A 20,559-nucleotide genomic window follows, 5' to 3' on the forward strand; every position below is an offset into this window, starting at 1 on the left:
TCCAACGCGGCTAGGGGTCGGTGGCCTAACAAGACCACGACTGAACGAGTCGGGAAAGGAACCAGCAACAGTCGCACCGTAACCCGCTCTGCAACAACGGGTCGCTTCGTTACGAAGCGTTGGGGCGACGAAAACCCCGGCGGAACCATCCGCCAGCAGGTTTAGCCGAAGAAGTCGGCTCCTGACGGAGTCGGCTGGCTAGAAGACCCCATTCATGCTGACTGAGTTCGGCATGAATGGGGTCTGTTATTTCTCTAGCGGAGACTTGCGAAGAGACATCTTCCCGGAGCGTGCTCAGCCTGGCGCCAACGTCGGTTTCGTAGTCGGCATTTTGAGCCTGCTGGTTGGTGTGCTTGCCGCTACCGTCGTGGTGCAGCGTCGCCGCGGAGCAAGGGGTTAGGAACTCAAGCGCTTCCCGCGCGGTAAGGCGGCGTTCTCCAGGTGGAGGGCGCCGCCTTTTTGCGTACCTTCACGAACGGTTGGAATGTGGGCGCGGGCGAGTCGCGGCGGTTTGACGAAACGGGGGTAGAGGCGGGGTTCGGTGCGGTGGCGTAAAAGTCGTGGTGAGAGCGGTGGCTTGGAACATTTTGGAGTGGAGCGTGGAACGCTGGGTGTTAGGGTGTGGGGTTGGTGCAGGTGAGGGAGTTTTCTGAACTCCCCTAATGAGTCGCGTCATAGTTGACACTATGAGTTGCGACATCGTTGACAAACCGGCTGGTTTTGTTCTGGCTTTTCAGAGCGGGAATCAGCCGGTTTTTCGTTATGGCCTCCTGTTGAGCCACTGACGCAATAGGGGGAAATTCTTTGTGATTGAATGGCACAAAGAAACAATATCCAGCGGATCTGGCTACCGAAAGGAAGAAGGTGCATGGGCTATGACTCTCAAAATGAGGAACGCCACGGTTCGAGCAGGTCGCCGGGGAGTGGACCTGATGGAGACCACTCCGCGTCCGCTGCGGACGAAAGCGCGCATGGAGGGGAACGATCCCCGGTTGACCATTTACAACGGTTGGAAAACGACATTCAGCGCGCTGGACGACAGTATCCAGAAAGCTCTCTCTACGAAGTAAGAGGGCAAGTTGGTTAGAACCGTCCGTAAAGAAGAGGATGACAAGATCGACTAACCCGGTTGGGTCCGGGAGCCCCTGATGCGAAGGAGTCTGGTCTTTTCCGCGCTCTTAGCCTTCGGGGTTGAACTCGACTGAGTCGATGATCTTCTCGATCTCCTTCTCGGACAAAGTGGTGGCCATGATCTCGAGGCCGGCGGCGCCGCCGGTGCCGGAGGAGACGAATACCCATGCGCCTTTGACGGTCTCGCCTTTGGAGCCGTTGGTTGTCCAGGTGGTCAGTTTGGCTTCGTCGGCGTTTGTGATCTTGAGGTCGCGGGATTTACCGAGTTCAAATTCCGTGCCGTGTGTGGTGCTGAACTGGGCGTTTGCCTCGAAGTAGCCCATGTTTGCCATGGCGGTGGGACCCTGTCCTTGGTTGGAGCTCATGCGGGCGATGTCCGTGGGGTTTTCTTGGTCATTGGCCCATGATGTGGTGAACCCGTTCATGGTGGGCTTGAAGTTGGGGTTCTCGGTCCAGCCGTCGGGAAGTTCGATGGAGATTCGGCCTTCTTTGGCGCGCTGTGTGCCCTTGGTGTCGGACTTGGATGTGTCCTCCGAAGCCTGGGCGCTGTCTGATTCGGCGGGGCTAGAGGAACCGTTGAAAGCTCCTAGGGTGCATGAGCTCAAGCTCAGCAGGGTGGCGGAGGTGAAAAGAACGGTGATCGTGGCTGCAATGGAAGCTGGTTTCATGATTCTCTCCAGATTTGGGCTTTGCCCACGAGGGTAACGGGGAATGTGAGGTGCGTCTCGTTGTGTAAACGAGCGAATGGAAGGAAGCTGTTAGCCTTTTGCCCATGAAACCTCAAGCGATTCTTGGAACCTTGCTCGCCGGCGCGATAGGCATTCCGGTGCTGACGGTGTTGCTCAACAGCGTTATTGGTGATCCGGAGTACTGGTCGGCGATCAGCGCGGTGACTATGGCGGTGGGGGCGACGCTGGCCACCGCGTGGGTTGGCTTCCTAGATACGTACCTTTTCGTGGTCTCACGCAGGGAGCCGGTGGGTCCTGGTGTTTTGGTTACGGCCTTGGTGGGCAGCGCAATGTTGTTTATCGGGTTCGGTTCGACGGCGCTTGCCTCGTGGGAAGAGGTGCAGGCAGGTCAGGCGCTGCCGATCATTAACCTCTTTATCTTCTTGATCCCGCTGGGGCTCATCGTCGTGGCCGTTGCTTTTCTTATGGCGTTGGCCAGCAAAAAACGCGGTTAGAGTCCCGCCATCGCAATGATCTGAACCAGCACGTTAGTGCACATATGCAGGATGAAGCCGGCCCACAGTGAGCGGTGCCACCGGGTGACCAGGGCGAAGGAAAGACCAGCGAAGAACGTGTAAATGATCGCAGCCGGCGCGATATGCGCGAGCCCGAACACGAGTGAGGAGAGCAGCACGCTGGCAGCCGCGGGCATGAGGCGGTCCAGGTAGCCCATGATGAGGCGGCGGAAGACAACCTCTTCCAGGAATGGGCCGATGAGCAGATATGCACCCAGAGTGAATAGAACGAGCGCGGTGCCTTCGCCATATGTATCTGACCGTTCACCCGGCGCCATGCCAAGAAGCGTGCTGACGATCGACGTACACACCGTCGCCCCCACAATCGCCGCGGGGACCTGCCACACCAGGTGCCAACCCCGTGCGCCTAGCGGACGGAACCCGAGGGGAAGACCACGGCGTTTGAGGTAGGTGACTAATGTGATGGCGGGGATGACGAGGGCGAGCACGATCAGCACCGGCATGAGGACCTTGATGCTGGTGCCGCCACCCACATCCTTCAGGCCAAACGCGGAACCGATCAGCAGAACATAGACCGCCAGCATGGCGACGATGCCCACGAGCATGTCTTTGAGCTGCGGACGAATGCTGAGTGGATCGGGAGTACTCATTGTGCTGAGTCTAACGTCCACGGGATTTTCCGGCTCCCAGGAAACATGGAGACAACCCCGATGGAACCGGCACCTGTTCATCATTGCTCTACATGGTTCATGCCCCATAGTTAATGGTGCGCGCGTGAGAAGCGCGGCACGGGAAAATGACAGCAGATCGGCCCGCACCCCTCCAAAAGGAAGGTGCGGGCCGATCTGTATTTCCTTAACTCGCCCACCTAACCCGTCTTTTTTCGTCACGTGGCTGTAAAGATTTACATGGCGAAAAAGTGGCTCAGGTGAAGTGCCAGGTAGAGGATTTCTGCTGTTGGGTAGTTACCATCGCAATGTAAATTTTTACACAGAAGTGAGCGTGCAGGGGCTAGCGTGCGGGGGCTGAAGGCGCCGGAGGCTTTGCCGCGTCAGTCCACCACGAACACGATCAGATCACGCGGACCGTGGACGCCCTCGACGCGGACGAGCTCGATGTCGGAGGTGGCCGATGGCCCGGAGATGAGCGTGGTGGGCAGTTCCGGGTCCAGTTTGGCAAACATCTCTGGCACGCCGTAGACCACGGAATCCATGGGAACGATGCACAGGTGGCGGTCGGGGACCAGGCTCAGGGCGCGTCGGCCGCACTTACCGGCGCCGGCCTCAGACTGGAGGCAGATGGTGCCGGTTTGAGCAGACGAGACGACGGAGCTGGTCACAACGGCGTCCACATCATTCAGCGTTCGCGGATCGACGGTGACGTCGTCGGGTTGGGCGTTGCCACTGAAGGAAGCGAAAAGGTCACTGTCCAAGCCTTGGGCGTAGCGGACCTCTTTAGCGTTGTGCTCGCTGAGGACAGAAGCGATTGCCTCCGGAAGGTCGCCGGAGCTGACTTCCTTGACGGTGGCCTTGTAATCCACGAGGCGGTCCACGAGCATCTCGCGCAGCTCATCGCGGGTAAGCGGGGACTCGGTGCGGTACTCGCGAACCGGTTCTACGCTGGCCGGGGAATGGGACAGCTGGTGGGCATTGCGGATGCGGGAGAGGATGTCCTCTTTAGCGGTAGCCATTAGTTTTCCTCCTCCTTGTGGGTGGGGATGCCTTCAGCGCGGGCGTTGGCGAGCAACTGCTGTGCTTCGTCCGATGCGAACCACTGGCGGAAGGACTTCTTGGGTGGCACGGCCACGTCGCGGTAGTTCGTCCAGGCGGAGATTGGTGGTGGCATCTTGTCGATGACACCGTTGAATCCACCGAGGATGCGGCCGAGGGCGACCATGCGCACGGCCTTGTCCCAGAGTGCGGAGTGGCCCCACAGCTGCCCGATGGTGGCAAACATGGCGCCCTCGATGGGCGGGCGGTGGTTTTCCACCTTCTGGTGGCGCATCTCCAGCAGGACGTCGGTAATCGGGATCTTCACCGGGCAGACCTCATCGCAGCGGCCGCACAGCGAGGACGCGTACGGCAGGGAAGCGGTGACGTCATCGGCGGAATCCATGCCGGCGAGCTGTGGGGTAAGGATCGCACCGATCGGGCCCGGGTAGACGGAACCGTAGGCGTGTCCGCCGGCGCGCTCATAGACCGGGCAGACGTTCAGGCAGGCGGAGCAGCGAATGCACTTGAGTGCCTCGCGGCCAATCTCATTGGACAGGGCAGCGGTACGGCCGTTGTCCACCAGCACGATGTGGAAGTCCTGCGGGCCATCATTTGCCGTCACACCGGACCAGATGGAGGTGTACGGGTTCATGCGTTCGCCTGTGGAGGACCTAGGGAGCAACTGCATGAACACTCCGAGATCCTCGTACTTCGGCAGGATCTTCTCGATGCCCATGACGGTGATGAGGGTCTCCGGCAGCGTCAGGCACATGCGGCCGTTTCCCTCGGATTCCACGATGGACACGGAACCGGTCTCCGCGATACCGAAGTTGCAGCCGGAGATAGCCACCTTGGCCTTCATGAACTGCTCACGCAGGAAGGAGCGGGAGGCCTCCGCAAGTGCAGCGGGCTCGGAGGTGAGGTCCGCGGGTGCACCGGGCATGTTCGCGGTGAAGATATCGCGGATCTCCGCCCGGTTGCGGTGGATGGCGGGGACGACGATGTGTGACGGGAAGTCGTCGCCAAGCTGCACGATGAGCTCTGCCAGGTCGGTCTCGCGGGCGTGGATGCCGTTGGCCTCCAGCACGTCGTTAAGCGCGATCTCCTGGGTGGCCATGGACTTGATCTTCACAACATCGGTTTCACCCGTCTTTTTGATCAGGTCCGTGACAATCTGGGAAGCCTCTTTGGCATCGCGTGCCCAGTGGACATGGCCACCGCGTTTGGTCACATTCTCCTCGAACTGCTCGAGCAGCTCCGGCAGGCGAGCGAGGGTATCGCGCTTGATGGTGGAACCCGCCTCGCGCAGTGCCTGCCAATCATCCAGTTCATTAACAACGCCCTGGCGCTTGAGACGAATCTGCGTGGTGGCGTAGTTGAGGTTGCGGCGCTGAGTGGAGTTGTTCAGCTCCGTCTTGGCGTTCTTAGGAAACTTGTCGTACTCACGGAAATGCCCCAGGTCACGCGGTGCGTGCGGCGGCATCGTGGGAGTGCCCAATCCGACCTTCACAGCATCTTCTCCTTCGTGTACGCAGCGGATTCCGGTGTCCATGGGTGCTCGCGGGTAGAAGCGAGGATCTCCGCGATGTGGATTGCCCGGATACCGGTGTGCTGGCGGGACATCGCACCGCCGATGTTCATCAGGCAGGAGGAATCACCCGCGGTGACGTACTCCGCCTGGGTGTCCTTGATGTGTCGCACCTTGTCGGAGACCATGGCGGCCGAGACATCGGAGTTCTTCAGGGCGAAGGTGCCACCAAAACCACAGCACTCTTCGACGTTCTCCAACTCGACGAGCTCCAAGCCATCGACGGCCTTGAGTAGATCCGTCGGACGGTCACCCACCTTGATGAAGCGGCGGGAGTGGCACGTGGAGTGGTAGGTCACGCGGTGGGGGAAGAACGCCCCTACATCGGTGGTGCCCATGACATCCACGATGAACTCTGAAAGATCAAGCGTCTTCTTTGTGGTTTTCTTCGTGCCATCCACGAGCGCCGCAGTGCCGTAGCGCTCCGCGATACGCGTGTGCTGTTCACGCACCGCACCCGTGCAGGACCCGGAAGGGGTCACCACGTAATCAATAGAATCGTCCGCAAACACATCAACGTAATTCCGAATCATCGGCACAGCCTCACGCTGGTACCCGGTATTGATGTGCATCTGCCCGCAACAGGTCTGCTCCGGCGGGAAGACCACCTCACACCCAAGACGCGACAACACCAAAGCTGCCGCCTTATGCGCATCAGGGAACAACGCGTCACCGATGCACGTACTAAATAGCGCTACACGCACTGCTGGCTCCTTTCTGGGTCGCTTTCGGCCAGCTGGACCAAGGCGGAATCAGGCAACCGCCCTATACAGGCGACGCTACTCCTCATCCCACCCGCATGCCCGCACTCATGCCCGCAGACATGATGGGTGATCCCCGCTTGGTATCGCGCCGGGAAGCTCCTCTAAACTTGGCCCCCATGACCCCAGCTGACCTTGCCACTACCGTCCGTACCGTCACCCTCGAAGCGCTTTCCGGGCGTGACCTGCCGGATGGCGCCACACCAGAATCGATCGTTCCTGCCACCGTCACCGTGGAGCGCCCGCGTAACCCGGAGCACGGTGATTACGCCACCAACGTTGCTTTGCAGGTGGCCAAGAAAGCTGGGATGAACCCGCGTGAGCTCGCGCAATTGCTTGTCGACGGCCTTGTGGCCAACCCCGCCATCGACTCCGCAGAGATCGCTGGCCCGGGTTTTATCAACCTGCGTCTGGGCGCTGCGGCGACCGGCGGCATCGTGGCCAACATCCTGGAGCAGGGGGAGCGCTTTGGTGCCTTAGACCTGTACAGCGGTGAGAAGATCAACCTGGAATTCGTCTCCGCGAACCCGACGGGCCCGATCCACCTTGGTGGCACCCGCTGGGCGGCCGTGGGTGATTCTCTGGGACGCGTGCTGGAATTCGCCGGCGCGGAGGTCACCCGCGAGTACTACTTCAACGATCACGGTGGTCAGATTGACCGCTTTGCGCGCTCGCTGGTGGCAGCAGCCAAGGGCGAGCCGACGCCGGAGGATGGCTACGGCGGGGAATATATTCAGGAGATTGCACGTGCGGTCGTCGATAAGCATCCTGATGCTTTAGACGGCGACGCTGACACTGTGCAGGAGACCTTCCGCGCGCAGGGCGTGGAAATGATGTTTGAGCAGATCAAGTCCTCCCTGCACGAGTTTGGCACGGACTTTGATGTGTTCTTCCATGAGAACTCCCTGTTTGAGTCCGGTGCCGTTGAGCGTGCGATCCAGACCTTGAAGGACAACGGCAACCTCTATGAATCTGAGGGTGCATGGTGGCTGCGTTCCACGGACTTTGGGGATGACAAGGACCGTGTGGTGATCAAGTCTGACGGCGATGCTGCATACATCGCTGGTGACATCGCGTACGTGGCAGACAAGTTCGATCGTGGCCACACGCTGGCGATTTACATGCTGGGCGCTGACCACCACGGTTATATCGCGCGACTGCGCGCGGCGGCTCAGGCACTGGGCTATGACCCGAAGGCTGTGGAAGTGCTCATCGGTCAGATGGTCAACCTCGTGCGCGACGGCAAACCGATGAAGATGTCCAAGCGTGCTGGCACCGTGATTACTCTCGACGACCTGGTGGACCTCATCGGCCGCGACGCGGCGCGCTACTCACTCGTGCGCTCCTCGGTGGACTCGACGCTGGATATTGATCTGGACCTGTGGGAGAAGCAGTCCAACGACAACCCGGTGTACTACGTGCAGTACGGCCACACCCGCCTCGCTTCCATCGGGCGTAAGGCAGCAGAGGCCAATGTGTCTGCTGAAGGTGCGGACCTGTCTCTGCTGACGCATGAGAAGGAAGGCGACCTCATCCGCACCCTCGGTGAGTTCCCCGCTGTGGTCAAGGCTGCTGCGGAGCTGCGTGAGCCGCACCGCATCGCGCGCTACGCCGAAGAGCTGGCCAGCGTCTTCCACAAGTTCTACGACGCCTGCCAGATCCTGCCCAAGGCGGGTGAGAACCCGGAACCGATCCACTCCGCACGCCTGGCCCTTGCCGCCGCGTCCCGCCAGGTCCTGGCCAACGCTCTTGGCCTGCTTGGTGTCACCGCACCCGAAAGGATGTAATTCATGCTTGATCCCGTACTGAACACCGCGAACTTGTCGCGCGATGATCTACTGCGCATGCGCCACCAAGAGGCTGGCTGCTTCAATGATCTGCCCGCTCACGTGTGGCCGCGCAACGCCAAGCGTGAGGAGGACGGCTCGGTGTCCATCGCGGGGGTCAAGCTGACCGACATCGCCGCGGAATACGGCACTCCCGTCATGGTGGTGGATGAGGAGGACTTCCGTTCCCGTTGTCGCGATATGGCGCAGGCCTACCTAGAGCCGAAGAACGTCCACTATGCCTCCAAGGCGTTTTTGACCACGCGTATTGCCCGTTGGGTGAATGAGGAAGGCCTCTCCCTCGACGTGGCTAGTGAGAACGAGCTTCTCATCGCCCTGGCTGCGGATTTCCCAGCCGAGCGCATCACCGTTCACGGGAACAACAAGTCTGAGTCCTTCCTGCGCACCTGTGTTACCCGCGGTGTCGGACACGTCGTGGTGGATTCCCACCAGGAACTGGACACCCTGAACCGAATTGCCGGTGAGGAGGGCGTGGCCCAGGACGTGTTCATCCGCGTGAAGCCGGGCGTGGAGGCACACACGCACGAGTTCATTGCCACAAGCCATGAGGACCAGAAATTTGGTCTGTCCCTCGTGTCCGGCTCCGCTTTCCGAGCTGTGCAGACGGCCCATAATGCTGAAAACCTCAAGCTCACTGGCCTGCACTGCCACGTCGGTTCCCAGGTCTTCGACGCCGAAGGCTTCAAGCTGGCTGCATCCCGCGTGCTGGGCCTGTACGCCAAGATCTACCGTGAGCTTGGCCTGCAACTGGACTACCTCGACCTTGGGGGTGGCTACGGTATTGCCTACACCGTGGATGAGCAGCCGCTTGACGTACAGGCTGTGGCAAAGGATTTGTTGCGCGCAGTCGAGGATGCGGCAGGGGAGTTGGGTATCACCCCGCCGACCGTCATCGTCGAACCCGGCCGTGCGATTGCCGGCCCGGCAGCTGTCACGGTGTACTCCGTGGGCACCGTCAAAGACGTTCACGTGACCGATGATGCAACGCGCCGATACATCGCTGTGGACGGAGGGATGAGCGATAATATTCGCACCGCTTTGTACGGCGCTGAGTATGACGCGCGAGTGGTCAATCGCCTCACCGAAGGCGTGCCACACGCGACGCGCCTTGTCGGATCCCACTGCGAATCCGGCGATATTTTGATCAATAATGCCCTCTGGCCAGACGATATTGCGCCGGGGGACCTCATCTCCCTCGCCGCGACCGGAGCGTACTGCTACTCGATGGCGTCCAACTACAACTGCTTCGGCCGTCCCGCCGTAGTCAGTGTGAAGGAGGGCACGGTGACTCCGATGGTGCGCCGCGAGACAGTAGAAGACATACTCGCTAGGGAGTCTTTGTAAACTCTTAGGGCATTGCTGTCCACCCGTCCATCGTTTCAACGACACAGGAGAACCATGACTGCGCTAAGCGCCGAAGGCAGGAACGGAAACTACCCAGGCAAGGGCATTGGGCAACCAGTTGGTGTTGCCCTGCTTGGTATGGGAACCGTGGGTACAGAGGTCTTGCGTCTGATTAATGAGTTCTCCTCGAACCTGGAAAACCGCATTGGTGGCCCGATTGAGGTCCGCGGCGTAGCCGTATCGGACCTGAGCAAGAAGCGTCCGGTGCTGGAGAACTTCCCGGATATCACGGTCACGGACAATGCCCGCGAACTCATTGACCGCGACGATGTTGACGTTGTGGTTGAGGTCATCGGTGGCATTGAGTACCCGCGTGAGCTGGTGCTCGCCGCACTGAAGGCCGGCAAGTCCGTGGTCACCGCAAACAAGGCCCTCATCGCTGCGCATGCGGACGAGCTGTCGGATGCTGCGAATGAGGCCGGCGTGGACCTCTACTACGAGGCAGCTGTTGCTGCAGCTATCCCGGTCGTGGGCATGCTGCGTCGCTCCCTGGCTGGTGACCAGGTGCAGCGCATCTCCGGCATTGTGAACGGCACGACCAACTTCATCCTTGACGCCATGGCTTCCACGGGCATGGGCTACGACGAAGCGCTGGCTGAGGCAACCCGCCTGGGCTACGCGGAAGCTGACCCGACCGCGGATGTGGAGGGCCACGATGCTGCATCCAAGGCTGCGATCCTCGCTTCCATGGGCTTCCACACCCGCGTGACCTATGACGATGTTCACGCTGAGGGCATCACCACCATCACCGCGGAGGACATCGAAGCAGCGAAGGCCGCCGGCTTCACCATCAAGCTGCTCGCCATTTGCGAGAGGCTTGTCGACGACGCGGGGGTCACCTCCGTCTCTGCCCGCGTGCACCCGACGTTGGTGCCGAATGAGCACCCTCTGGCGAGCGTGGATAAGTCTTACAACGCTGTCTTCGTGGAAGCGGAAGCCGCTGGTCGCCTCATGTTCTACGGCAATGGCGCGGGTGGTGCTCCCACCGCGTCTGCTGTGCTCGGTGACCTGGTCGGTGCAGCCCGCAACAAGATCCACGGTGGCCGCGCCCCGGCCGAGAACCCGTACGCGAACTACGCCGTCGCTGATTTTGGCGATGTGCCGACGCGCTACCACATCGATATGTCCGTGGTTGACCGTCCGGGCGTACTCGCGGAGATCTCCCGCCGCTTCGCTGCGCAGGGAATTTCCATCTCCGCTGTGCGTCAGGAGGAATCGGGTGAGCATTCCCGCCTCATCGTGGTTACCCACAAGTCGTTGGAGCGCAAGCTCGGTGGCATCGTCGACGAGCTGCGTGACATCGACGAAGTCCGCGAGATCAACTCTGTGATCCGCCTCGACTCCTAAGCCCCACTGAGCATTCCTCAGCCGCGTTAACCGGAAGGACTCTTCGTGAGCATTGACCTTGAAGTGGGCCTGCGCGCCCGCGTCACCGTGCCTGGCAGTACCGCCAACTTGGGCCCCGGCTTTGACACCCTCGGTCTTGCCGTAGGTATCTACGACACCGTGGAAGTAGAAGTCACGGCCTCTGGCCTTGAGGTGGAGATTTTCGGCGAGGGCGCCAATGACCTCCCGCGCGATGCCTCCCACCTCGTGGTCAAGGCGATCAACTCGGCCCTGCACGCCGCTGACGCTTACGCACCGGGACTGAAGGTGACATGCACCAATAACATCCCGCAGTCCCGCGGCCTGGGTTCTTCCGCTTCCGCTGCTGTTGCCGGTGTCATCGCTGGCAACACTCTCGCAGGGAGCCCACTGAGCACCGATGACGTGATTCAGCTCAGCTCTGCTTTCGAGGGCCACCCGGATAACGCTGCTGCCAGCGTTGTCGGTGGGGCAGTGGTGTCCTGGACGGACATCCCCGTCGATGGTGTGTCCCAGCCGGAGTACCGCGCTGTGCCGTTGAAGGTGCACCCGGATATCAAGGCCACCGCACTGGTGCCCAACTTCCACGCGTCGACGAATGCCGTGCGCAAGGTGCTGCCCTCGCACGTGACGCATACGGACGCCCGCTTTAACGTCTCCCGCACCGCCGTGATGACAGTGGCAATCCAGACCCACCCGGAATTCCTGTGGGAAGGCACCCGCGACCGCCTGCACCAGCCATATCGTGCGGACGTTCTGCCGGTCACGGCTGAGTGGGTCAACCGTCTGCGCAACCGTGGCTACGCTGCCTTCTTGTCTGGCGCTGGTCCGACCGCGATGGTGCTGTCCACGGAGCCGATTGACCCGAAGATCCTCGAGTCCGCGCGTGAGGATGGCCTCCGTGTACTCGAGCTCGATATCGCCGGCCCTGCGACGGCGGAGCTGCTTCGTTCTTAGACGCTAGGCCTTCGACGTCGGCTTAGTCGTCGTCCTGGTCCGGGTCGGGCACCGGAATGGTGTCCTCGCTGGTGTCATCCGCGTCCGCTGCTTCGGCTGCGGGCGCGGTTTCATTGTCTGGGCGTGTGCCGGGGCCGGGGAGGGCGATGATGTCGAATTCGTCTTTGGCCAGGTGTTCGCGCAGGTCGATTTTGTCGAATTTGCCCACGGAGGTTTTGTCGATGGAGGCGACAAACGTCCAGTACTCCGGCGCCATCCACGTGGGCAGCTCCTGCTGGAGGTCCTGGCGGAGCTTCTTCGCTAGGTCGATTGACGGTGTGACATCGGAATGCAGAACCGTGACTGCCAGGGGGCGCTCACCCCACTTCTTGTCCGGGTAGCCGATGACGGCACACTCAACGACCTCGTCCGCCTCCATGATGAGGTTTTCCAACTGGGCGGAGTAGATCCACTCGCCGCCGGAACGGATGACATCGCGGGAGCGGTCATACAACGTCATGAACCCGTCGGAGGTCACCGTGCCCACATCACCAGTGCGAAGCCAGCCGTCGGCGGTGAAGAACTCATCGTCCTCCGTGACTTCCTTGCCACGGAACACCGAGGCGTACTCCTGGGTCTCCGCATTGGTGGGGTGGTAGTAAGCAGCAGCAACCATGTTGCCGCGAACCTGGATCTCACCATCGCTACGGTCAGAACCGGAGACGATCTGGCCATCATTGACCACGCGGTAATCCAGCCATGGTGCGAACCGTCCCTGGGATACGCGGTAAGCCCAGCGGCGCTCACCGCCGGCACCTGAAGGCGGGCGGGCAACTGTGCCCACGGTGGAGGTTTCCGTCATACCCCAGACGTGGACCACGTCCACACCGTAGCGTTCCTCCCACACCTTGATCAGGGCTGGTGGGGCAGGGGAGCCACCGACGTAAAGTTCCGTGAGCGACATGCGCTCCGGCGGGTTGTGCAGGTAGTAGACCATGAGCTGAATCCACAGGGTGGGCACACCATGGGCCACGCGCGGGTGAGTGCCAGCGATGAGCTTGGCCAAGGTCGGCGCAGACACGTCCGAATCCGGTAGCACCAGCGGGGTGCCCGCCAGAAACGCAGTGAAGGGAACACCCCAGCTGAGCACGTGGTAGATCGGGATGCAGCACAGGAAAGACTCGCCGTGAGTAATGGCAAGAGAGTCTGTTGCCCGCAGACTCATGGCAGTCAGCCAGATAGAGCGGTGTGAATAAGCTACGCCCTTCGGTGCTCCCGTCGTTGCCGTCGAATAGCAAATGGCTGCCGCAGTGTTTTCGGGCAGTTCGGGCCAATCATAGAGGGTCGACTGCCCGTCGAGAAGCGCCTCGTAGCTGTGCACAGACACGGAGTCCGGCAGGTCTTCAGTAAGCGGCGCGACAGGCTTCGTCCCGGTGAAACAGACTGCGCGGACCTTCGGGCACTTCGGCAAAATGCGCGCGAGCTTCGGCGCCAAGCGTGGATCCGCAACCAGAACCTCCATCTCGGAGTGGTTGATGATGTAGGTGATCTGATCTTCCAGCAACTGCATGTTCAGCGGCACGAATACCGAGCCCTTTGCGGCGACGGAGAACATCACCTCCAAGTGCTCCGCGCAGTTGTACATGAGCGTGCCCACGCGCTGGTCCCCGTCAATCCCCAAAATGTCATTGAGTGCGTGAGCAAACGCGGCGGCGCGGGAGCCGATAGCCCCAAACGTGGTTTCTTCGGCGGTGCCCGTGCGCCACGTGGTCACCTTTGTCGTGGAGTGCACTGAAGAGCCGTAACTTAAGATACGGCCGACGGAAAAAGGCACTTCCTGCATGGTGGCGAGCATGCCCACAACTCTAGCGCGCCACATTTTTAAGCGGGGCATTCCACCGCACCGTGGTTTCGTGGTCTACAATGAGCCACTAGATCGCGACCGTGGTGGATTCTCACACGGTCAGGGGCGTATTCGCATCTGTCTGCGCCGCGCCGCATCCACCAATTACTTACAACCGCACCGCGTTAATCCATTCACTACATGGGATTGCGTTTGTGCGAGTCCGATCTAACGTGCATCACCTTCCTTGACGCAGGGTCACCGCTATGAGAGTTTGTGCACCATCACCGCCAGGAAGGTAGGGGACGTTCACGCCGCGCGGAATGCACGCGCCGGACGACACGATGAAAGGACATCCGTGACCGATACGGGTAACGCAGCGAGCCAAGACCTCGCATCGCTGAAGCTGCCGGAGCTGCGCAAGATCGCAGCCGAAAAAGGCCTTCGGGGGACCTCCGCCCTACGCAAGGGCGAGCTGATTCAAGCCATCACCACCGGTTCTGTACCGCAGCGCGCACGTCAGCGCGCGAGCGAGCAGGCTGCCGCTGAAAAGGCACCGGCTGAGGACAGCCGCGAGAAGAAGCCACAGAACAAGCAGGAGAAGCAGGAAAAGCCGGAGAAGCCCGCTCAGAAGGAGCAGGGCCAGGAGCAGGACGATCAGCGTTATGAGTCCCGCTCCGCAGCTCGCCGCGCGCGCCGCAACCGCGCGAAGCATGCCGAGCAGGAGCAGAACGACAACTCTGAGAGCTCTTCGCGTAACGACGATCGATCGGACCGCAACAACCGCGATAACCGCGACAACAACGACGGTCAGGGCTCTGATCGGGATGGCCGTGATAACCGCGACAACCGTGGTGGTCGGAACAACCGCGACAACCGCGACAACCGCGATGGTGACGGCAATGGCCGCCGTGGTCGCCGCAATCGCCGTAACCGCCGTAACCGTGACAACCACAATGGTGGCGGCAACAACGGTGGCAATAACAACGGCAACAACAACCAGGACTTTGATCCGGAGGATCTGCAGGAAGTCGCTGGCATCGTGGACATCGTTGACAACAACGCCGCGTTTGTCCGCACGACCGGTTACCGGGCGAACCAGGCCGACGTGTTCATCAATAACAACCTTGTGCGCCGTTGCGGTCTGCGCTCCGGCGATGCGGTGATTGGTCAGGTTCGTGCGAACGGCCAGAGTCACTCCCACGGCAGTGGCCGTAACCGTCAGCGCTACAACCAGCTGGTGCGCGTGGATTCCATCAACGGCATGACCGTTGAGGACGCGAAGCAGCGCCCCGAGTTCCACAAGCTCACGCCGCTGTACCCGAACCAGCGTCTGCGCCTGGAGACGGAGCCGAACATCCTGACCACGCGTGTGATCGACCTGGTCATGCCGATTGGTAAGGGCCAGCGTGCACTCATCGTCTCCCCGCCGAAGGCTGGTAAGACGACGATTCTGCAGAACATCGCGAATGCGATCGCGCAGAACAACCCGGAGTGCTACCTCATGGTCGTGCTCGTGGACGAGCGCCCGGAGGAAGTTACGGACATGCAGCGCTCCGTCAAGGGTGAGGTTATCGCCTCCACCTTTGACCGCCCGCCGAGCGAGCACACCGCGGTTGCGGAGCTCGCGATTGAGCGCGCGAAGCGCCTCGTGGAGATGGGCCAGGACGTTGTGGTCCTGCTGGATTCCATCACCCGCCTTGGCCGTGCGTACAACAACTCCTCGCCGGCATCGGGCCGCATCCTCTCTGGTGGTGTGGACTCCAACGCGCTGTACCCGCCGAAGCGTTTCCTGGGTGCTGCCCGCAACATCGAGGACGGTGGCTCCCTGACCATCATCGCTACGGCGATGGTGGAGACCGGTTCCGCTGGTGACACGGTGATCTTCGAGGAATTCAAGGGCACCGGTAACGCGGAGCTCAAGCTCGACCGCAAGATCGCTGAGCGCCGCGTGTTCCCGGCCGTGGACGTCAACCCGTCCGGCACACGCAAGGACGAGCTGCTGCTCGCCCCGGAGGAAGCCCGCGTCATGCACAAGCTGCGCCGCATCCTCTCCGCGCTGGATCCGCAGGCCGCTATTGACCTGCTGATCAAGCAGCTGAAGAAGACCAAGAACAACGGTGAGTTCCTCGTTGGTGTTGCGCAGTCTGCGCCGATGGCCGCTGATGTGGATACAGAGGAGTACCAGTAAATGGCCGGATCACACGTATCACTCGTTGATGACTATGTGTCTGAGTACCAGGGCATCCAAGCCCAGATGTCAGACCCAGAGGTTGTCGGCGACCAGGACCTGTTCCGCAAGCTGTCTAAGCGTTACGCGCAGCTGCAGCCGATCATCAACGTGAACAACGACCTCAACCAGGCGCGCGAGGACCACGAGGCAGCCAAGGAAATGGCCTCCGAGGACAAGGAATTCGCCGAAGAGGCAACCCGCCTTGAAGGTGAGATTGTCCGCCTGGAGGAGGAGTTGGCGGATCTGCTCGCCCCACGCGATGAGCACGATCCGGATGACGTGATCATGGAGATCAAGGCTGGTGCCGGTGGGGAAGAGGCCGCTCTGTTCGCGGCCGACCTTGCCCGCATGTACCAGAAATACGCTGAGAAGCATGGCTTGAGCTGGGATGTCTTGGACGTCTCTGAGTCTGATCTCGGCGGTGTGAAGGACATGACGGTGTCTGTGACCATGAAGAATCCATCCCGTGATGGCGCGTGGTCCATGCTCAAGTTTGAGGGTGGCGTGCACCGCGTGCAGCGCATCCCCGTGACGGAATCGCAGGGCCGTATCCAGACGTCCGCTGCTGGTGTCTATGTCTTCCCGGAGACCGAAGAGGTCGGCGACGTTCAGATCGATGAGAAGGATCTGCGTGTTGACGTCTACCGTTCCTCCGGTAAGGGTGGCCAGGGCGTGAACACGACGGACTCCGCTGTGCGTATCACCCACCTGCCCACGGGCATTGTGGTGACCTGTCAGAAGGAACGTTCGCAGATTCAGAACCGTGCGCGCGCGATGCAGGTTCTGCAGGCTCGCCTGGAGCAGATCGAACGCGAGAAGGCTGAGGCAGAAGCCGCTGAGGGTCGTGCTTCGCAGGTGCGCAACATGGACCGCTCGGAGCGCATCCGTACGTACAACTGGCCGGAGAACCGTATCTCGGATCACCGCATCGGTTTTAAGGCCAACAACCTTGACTCGGTGCTCGATGGCAACATGGATGACCTGATCACCGCTCTGCAGACGCATGAGCGCCAGGAGCGACTCGAGGCGGAGCACTAGTCCAGTGCGCTGGAACTCACCCGAGCTCGCATCGCTTATCGACGATGCCCGGCGCCGCTTCACCCACGCCGGCATCGCATCCCCCGACGTCGACGCGACTGTGATCGCGGCGGCGCTTTTGGGGGAGTCATCCCGTTTGGCCTTGCGTTTTTATTCCCCAGATCAAATTCCCGCGTCCTTCGCTGTCGCCTATGAGGCGGCAGTAAAGCGGCGTGAGAAGCGTGAGCCGCTGCAGCACATTGTGGGCTCAGCACCCTTTGGGATTCTTGATCTCAGGGTTGGTCCCGGCGTGTTCATTCCGCGCCCGGAAACGGAAGTGCTTGCTGAATGGGCAGTGACGGAATTTGAAAAGCTCAGCGAGGAATACGAAGGCCAGCCGGATGAGTCCATCATCGTGGACTTGGGCACAGGGTCTGGTGCGTTGGCGATCTACATTGACCAGCGCGTGCAGGCTGATGAGGTCATCGGCGTGGACCTGTCACCGGTTGCGGTTGAAGCTGCCATGGACAATGCACACGAGCACGGCTCCGCTGTCCGCATCATCGAGGGCGATATGACGGATCCGGATCTGCTCAGCGAGTATTCCGGGCGCGTTGCCATGGTTGTCTCCAACCCGCCGTACGTGCCTTTTGCTCCGCAGGAAGCAGGATTGCTGGATCCGGAGGTCTACCACGACCCGGAAACAGCAGTTTTCTCTGGTGAGGACGGCATGGACGCCATCCGTGGCCTCATCCCGGTTGCAGCGCGTCTGCTCATGCCCGGCGGGCTGCTGGGGATTGAGCATGATGATTCGACGGCGGCGGTGACCCGGGAACTCGTGGAAAAGCAAGGCTGCTTTGAACACGTCCGAAACCTAAAAGACCTCACTGGTCGGGACAGGTTTGTCACCGCGAGTAAGGTACAACCCTAAAAGGAGGATCATCGCCGATGCCGAGCAGAGTGTATGACTGCCTGGACCCACAGGGCCGCAAAGAAGGTATTGAGGCTGCCGCAGCCGCTGTTAAGGCTGGCCAGTGCGTGGTGCTGCCCACCGATACCGTGTATGGAATCGGCGCGGACGCATTCAACCCGGACGCCTGCGCCAAGTTGTTAGCCACGAAGCGCCGTGGCCCGGATATGCCGATTCCTGTGCTCGTGGGCTCATGGACCACGATTCAGGGGCTGGTGCGAGAGTTCACGGACACCGCAAAAACTCTCGTTGAAGCGTTTTGGCCTGGTGGCCTGTCCATCGTTGTGCCCGAAGCCCCTTCTTTGCCGTGGAACCTGGGCGATACCCGCGGTACCGTGCTCCTGCGCATGCCGTTGCAGCCGGTGGCAATTGAGCTCCTCCGTGAGGTTGGTCCGATGGCTGTGTCGAGCGCGAATATCTCCGGTCAGCCGCCGGCAGTGACCGCTGTTGGCGCGCGCAACCAATTCGGCGAAGCTGTTCAGACCTATCTCGATGGCGGTAAGGCTGAGGTGGGGGAGCCATCCACCATCATCGATATTTCTGGTCCGCGTCCTGTCATTCTGCGTGAAGGCGCCATCGCGGCGGAGCGTATTGGTGAAGTTCTTGGACTTGACCCGGAGGACTTGCGGCGGAAGGACCGCTAACTCATGACGGGAAGCGGCGTACCTCTGCGCGAGCTTGGCCTGGTGATCCTCCTTGCGGCAGTGATCACCTACTTGGCCACCGGTCCTGTGCGCTCATACCTCGTGCGCACCGGCCGCGTCGCAGAGATTCGCGCCCGTGATGTACACACGCAACCCACCCCGAGTCTCGGTGGTGTGGCCATGTTCACGGGCTTTTTGTCTGCGATTTTCTTGGCGATGCAGTTGCCGGCGCTCACCCGCGGATTTGCCCCGGTCACACCAGAAATGACAGCGGTTGTGGTGGGAGCCTTCCTCATCGTCGTCGTCGGCGTCATCGATGACCTCTACGAGCTCGGGGCGCTCGCGAAATTCGCGGGCCAACTCTTAGCGGCACTCACTGTCTCCGTCATGGGCCTGTCCTACAACGTCATCTTTTTGCCTATCGACGGCGGCACCACCCTCATCCTCGACCGCACCCAAGGCATCATCCTGTCCACGCTGATCATTGTGACCTTGGTGAATGCCTTTAACTTCGTCGACGGAATCGATGGGCTTTGCGCTGGCCTTGGCCTTATTGCGGGTGGCGCGATTTTGTTGTTCTCTTTGACGCTGCTCCACGACCAGGGTGGGGCAGTGTCTGCTTATCCGCCCGCGATCATCTGTGCGGGCATGGTGGGGATGTGTGCTGGCATTTTGCCCCACAATTTTGAGCCGGCCCGCATCTTCATGGGGGATACCGGCGCAATGCTCATTGGCTTGCTCTTGGCAGCTGCGTCGATTTCTGCATCCGGCAAGATCAACCTTGCTTTGTACGGCACCGCTGATGTCGTCGCCCTGATCAGCCCGTTCATCGTCGTGCTGGCGGCGATTGCTCTGCCGGTGGCGGATCTTGTCATGGCTGTGGTCCGGCGCGTGTCCCAGGGCAAGAGCCCATTTTCCGCGGACCGCCAGCACATCCATCACCGGTTGCTCGCCCTGGGGCATACCCACCGCCGCACCGTCCTGGTGCTGTACATGTGGGTTTCCGCCATCGGCTTTGGCACCGTGAGCTTCTCCATCTTCCCGGCACGCTATGCTGCGCTGTTACTCATCGTCTCCGTTCTTCTGGCCGCAGCGGCTACCGCGGTGCCAGTCTTTCAGGGCAAGATCGGGCCGGTTAGCGCGAACGAGTAGGATATGGGAGCGTGACTTCCTCAACCACTCCCGTAGAGAACCCCGCTGAGTTCGACGACCCGCAGGCGCCCCTCAAGCGCGCCCTCAAACTTGGCGGCTGGGCCCTCGTTGTCCTGACCATCGTTTCCCTTGCAGTTTGGGGCGGAATGCGTGATCTGCCTGGCATCTGGGGCGTTCTTATTGGCGCCGCGATTGGCGGGGGATTTGTTCTGCTGACTGTGGTGTCGGTTCTGGCCACCTCGAATACGTCGCCAAGCACCACGATGGCCGTTGTGCTGGGAAGCTGGACGCTCAAGCTCGTCGTTTTGATCGCGGTGCTTTTTGTTCTTCGAGGCATGGACTTTTATGACACAGCTGCGCTCGGCGTGACCGTGATCCTGGCGCTCATCGTTGTCCTGGGCTCTGAGGTCTGGGGCATCATGACCACGCGTGCCACATACGTGGGCTAAGTCTTCGGATAAAAAGGGCGCGGGGCGACACTGCCGCGCCCTTTTTCTCTCCCCCTGAAGAGCTCCTGTGACTGAGCTAACAAACGCCTATGACCAGCCTTAATGGGGTCCGGTGGGAGAGTGCCCACTTTTGGGTGCGACAAGCTCCCCCCAACATGCCCGTTTCTACGGATCGGCTGATAGGCTAATCGCGGGTTAGAAGGAGAGAGCTACACCTTTTGGGGTTACCTGCCCGCTTCTTCTAGATCATCCCCTGCACCGCGGTAGCTGATGTGCGACGGAGTCCGCCGCGGGAGGCAGATT

General features: G+C 60.9%; 17 protein-coding genes. 11 read left to right on the forward strand and 6 right to left on the reverse strand.

The genetic code is table 11. The features are described 5' to 3' along the window. Positions 1-1,178: 1,178 nt before the first annotated feature. The gene (locus L8U60_RS05725) at positions 1,179-1,799 is read right to left on the reverse strand and encodes a hypothetical protein (protein WP_269965411.1); all 621 of its coding nucleotides are present in this window, start codon (positions 1,797-1,799) and stop codon (positions 1,179-1,181) included. Between the two features lie 104 nt (positions 1,800-1,903). On the opposite strand from L8U60_RS05725, the gene L8U60_RS05730 reads away from it, so the two are divergent. After that, the gene (locus tag L8U60_RS05730) at positions 1,904-2,314 is read left to right on the forward strand and encodes a hypothetical protein (RefSeq protein WP_269965412.1); all 411 of its coding nucleotides are present in this window, start codon (positions 1,904-1,906) and stop codon (positions 2,312-2,314) included. Here the strand turns inward: L8U60_RS05730 and L8U60_RS05735 are convergent. The 4 genes from L8U60_RS05735 to L8U60_RS05750 all read right to left on the reverse strand — a co-directional run bounded on the left by L8U60_RS05735 (position 2,311) and on the right by L8U60_RS05750 (position 6,339). After that, on the reverse strand, positions 2,311-2,985 hold the full coding sequence (locus L8U60_RS05735) for a CPBP family intramembrane glutamic endopeptidase (protein WP_269965413.1): 675 nt from the start codon (positions 2,983-2,985) through the stop codon (positions 2,311-2,313). The genes L8U60_RS05730 and L8U60_RS05735 overlap by 4 nt on opposite strands. Before the next feature lie 401 nt (positions 2,986-3,386). Beyond that, a complete protein-coding gene (locus tag L8U60_RS05740) occupies positions 3,387-4,025 on the reverse strand; it encodes a LutC/YkgG family protein (RefSeq protein WP_269965414.1) in 639 nt (212 codons plus the stop codon). After that, on the reverse strand, positions 4,025-5,557 hold the full coding sequence (locus tag L8U60_RS05745; protein ID WP_269965415.1) for a LutB/LldF family L-lactate oxidation iron-sulfur protein: 1,533 nt from the start codon (positions 5,555-5,557) through the stop codon (positions 4,025-4,027). Before L8U60_RS05745 ends, L8U60_RS05740 begins: the two co-directional genes overlap by 1 nt. Then, complete coding sequence (locus tag L8U60_RS05750; protein WP_269965416.1) at positions 5,554-6,339, reverse strand: (Fe-S)-binding protein; 786 nt, start codon at positions 6,337-6,339, stop codon at positions 5,554-5,556. The genes L8U60_RS05745 and L8U60_RS05750 overlap by 4 nt, the downstream gene beginning before the upstream one ends. 176 nt (positions 6,340-6,515) lie before the next feature. On the opposite strand from L8U60_RS05750, the gene argS reads away from it, so the two are divergent. Genes argS through thrB form a run of 4 tightly spaced genes read left to right on the forward strand, consistent with a single transcriptional unit; the run spans position 6,516 to position 11,969 of the window. Beyond that, the gene (argS, locus tag L8U60_RS05755; protein WP_269965417.1) at positions 6,516-8,183 is read left to right on the forward strand and encodes an arginine--tRNA ligase; all 1,668 of its coding nucleotides are present in this window, start codon (positions 6,516-6,518) and stop codon (positions 8,181-8,183) included. Positions 8,184-8,240: 57 nt separating this feature from the next. Then, on the forward strand, positions 8,241-9,587 hold the full coding sequence (gene lysA, locus L8U60_RS05760) for a diaminopimelate decarboxylase (RefSeq protein ID WP_269965483.1): 1,347 nt from the start codon (positions 8,241-8,243) through the stop codon (positions 9,585-9,587). 54 nt (positions 9,588-9,641) lie between these two features. Then, positions 9,642-10,994, forward strand: coding sequence for a homoserine dehydrogenase (locus tag L8U60_RS05765; protein WP_269965418.1), 1,353 nt, complete (start codon positions 9,642-9,644; stop codon positions 10,992-10,994). 45 nt (positions 10,995-11,039) lie between these two features. Further along, positions 11,040-11,969, forward strand: coding sequence for a homoserine kinase (gene thrB, locus L8U60_RS05770; RefSeq protein ID WP_269965419.1), 930 nt, complete (start codon positions 11,040-11,042; stop codon positions 11,967-11,969). Between the two features lie 22 nt (positions 11,970-11,991). Here the strand turns inward: thrB and L8U60_RS05775 are convergent, their stop codons facing one another. Continuing rightward, entirely contained in the window at positions 11,992-13,803 is a 1,812-nt protein-coding gene (locus L8U60_RS05775; RefSeq protein ID WP_269965420.1) for a long-chain fatty-acid--CoA ligase, read from the reverse strand. Positions 13,804-14,149: 346 nt separating this feature from the next. On the opposite strand from L8U60_RS05775, the gene rho reads away from it, so the two are divergent. Genes rho through L8U60_RS05805 form a run of 6 tightly spaced genes read left to right on the forward strand, consistent with a single transcriptional unit; the run spans position 14,150 to position 20,256 of the window. Then, positions 14,150-15,982 (forward strand): transcription termination factor Rho, encoded by a 1,833-nt coding sequence (gene rho / locus L8U60_RS05780; RefSeq protein WP_269965421.1) that lies wholly within the window; start codon positions 14,150-14,152, stop codon positions 15,980-15,982. Further along, the gene (gene prfA / locus L8U60_RS05785) at positions 15,983-17,062 is read left to right on the forward strand and encodes a peptide chain release factor 1 (protein ID WP_269965422.1); all 1,080 of its coding nucleotides are present in this window, start codon (positions 15,983-15,985) and stop codon (positions 17,060-17,062) included. After that, the gene (gene prmC, locus L8U60_RS05790; protein WP_274708500.1) at positions 17,028-17,972 is read left to right on the forward strand and encodes a peptide chain release factor N(5)-glutamine methyltransferase; all 945 of its coding nucleotides are present in this window, start codon (positions 17,028-17,030) and stop codon (positions 17,970-17,972) included. Before prfA ends, prmC begins: the two co-directional genes overlap by 35 nt. 17 nt (positions 17,973-17,989) lie before the next feature. After that, positions 17,990-18,655: an L-threonylcarbamoyladenylate synthase gene (locus L8U60_RS05795; RefSeq protein WP_269965424.1), complete on the forward strand. Its 666-nt coding sequence runs from the start codon at positions 17,990-17,992 to the stop codon at positions 18,653-18,655. 3 nt (positions 18,656-18,658) lie between these two features. Then, on the forward strand, positions 18,659-19,807 hold the full coding sequence (locus L8U60_RS05800) for an MraY family glycosyltransferase (protein ID WP_269965425.1): 1,149 nt from the start codon (positions 18,659-18,661) through the stop codon (positions 19,805-19,807). 11 nt (positions 19,808-19,818) lie between these two features. Beyond that, positions 19,819-20,256: a Cg1360 family ATP-synthase-associated protein gene (locus L8U60_RS05805; protein WP_269965426.1), complete on the forward strand. Its 438-nt coding sequence runs from the start codon at positions 19,819-19,821 to the stop codon at positions 20,254-20,256. Positions 20,257-20,559: the final 303 nt, after the last annotated feature.

It is taken from the genome of Corynebacterium meitnerae, from assembly GCF_027570075.1.
Lineage (GTDB): Bacteria > Actinomycetota > Actinomycetes > Mycobacteriales > Mycobacteriaceae > Corynebacterium > Corynebacterium meitnerae.

Coding starts and splice junctions, on each gene's coding strand:
- L8U60_RS05725 (WP_269965411.1), bottom strand. CDS start 1,799: ATGAAACCAGCTTCCATTGCAGCCACGATCACCGTTCTTTTCACCTCC.
- L8U60_RS05730 (WP_269965412.1), top strand. CDS start 1,904: ATGAAACCTCAAGCGATTCTTGGAACCTTGCTCGCCGGCGCGATAGGC.
- L8U60_RS05735 (WP_269965413.1), bottom strand. CDS start 2,985: ATGAGTACTCCCGATCCACTCAGCATTCGTCCGCAGCTCAAAGACATG.
- L8U60_RS05740 (WP_269965414.1), bottom strand. CDS start 4,025: ATGGCTACCGCTAAAGAGGACATCCTCTCCCGCATCCGCAATGCCCAC.
- argS (WP_269965417.1), top strand. CDS start 6,516: ATGACCCCAGCTGACCTTGCCACTACCGTCCGTACCGTCACCCTCGAA.
- lysA (WP_269965483.1), top strand. CDS start 8,241: ATGCGCCACCAAGAGGCTGGCTGCTTCAATGATCTGCCCGCTCACGTG.
- L8U60_RS05765 (WP_269965418.1), top strand. CDS start 9,642: ATGACTGCGCTAAGCGCCGAAGGCAGGAACGGAAACTACCCAGGCAAG.
- L8U60_RS05775 (WP_269965420.1), bottom strand. CDS start 13,803: ATGCTCGCCACCATGCAGGAAGTGCCTTTTTCCGTCGGCCGTATCTTA.
- prfA (WP_269965422.1), top strand. CDS start 15,983: ATGGCCGGATCACACGTATCACTCGTTGATGACTATGTGTCTGAGTAC.
- prmC (WP_274708500.1), top strand. CDS start 17,028: ATGAGCGCCAGGAGCGACTCGAGGCGGAGCACTAGTCCAGTGCGCTGG.
- L8U60_RS05795 (WP_269965424.1), top strand. CDS start 17,990: ATGCCGAGCAGAGTGTATGACTGCCTGGACCCACAGGGCCGCAAAGAA.
- L8U60_RS05800 (WP_269965425.1), top strand. CDS start 18,659: ATGACGGGAAGCGGCGTACCTCTGCGCGAGCTTGGCCTGGTGATCCTC.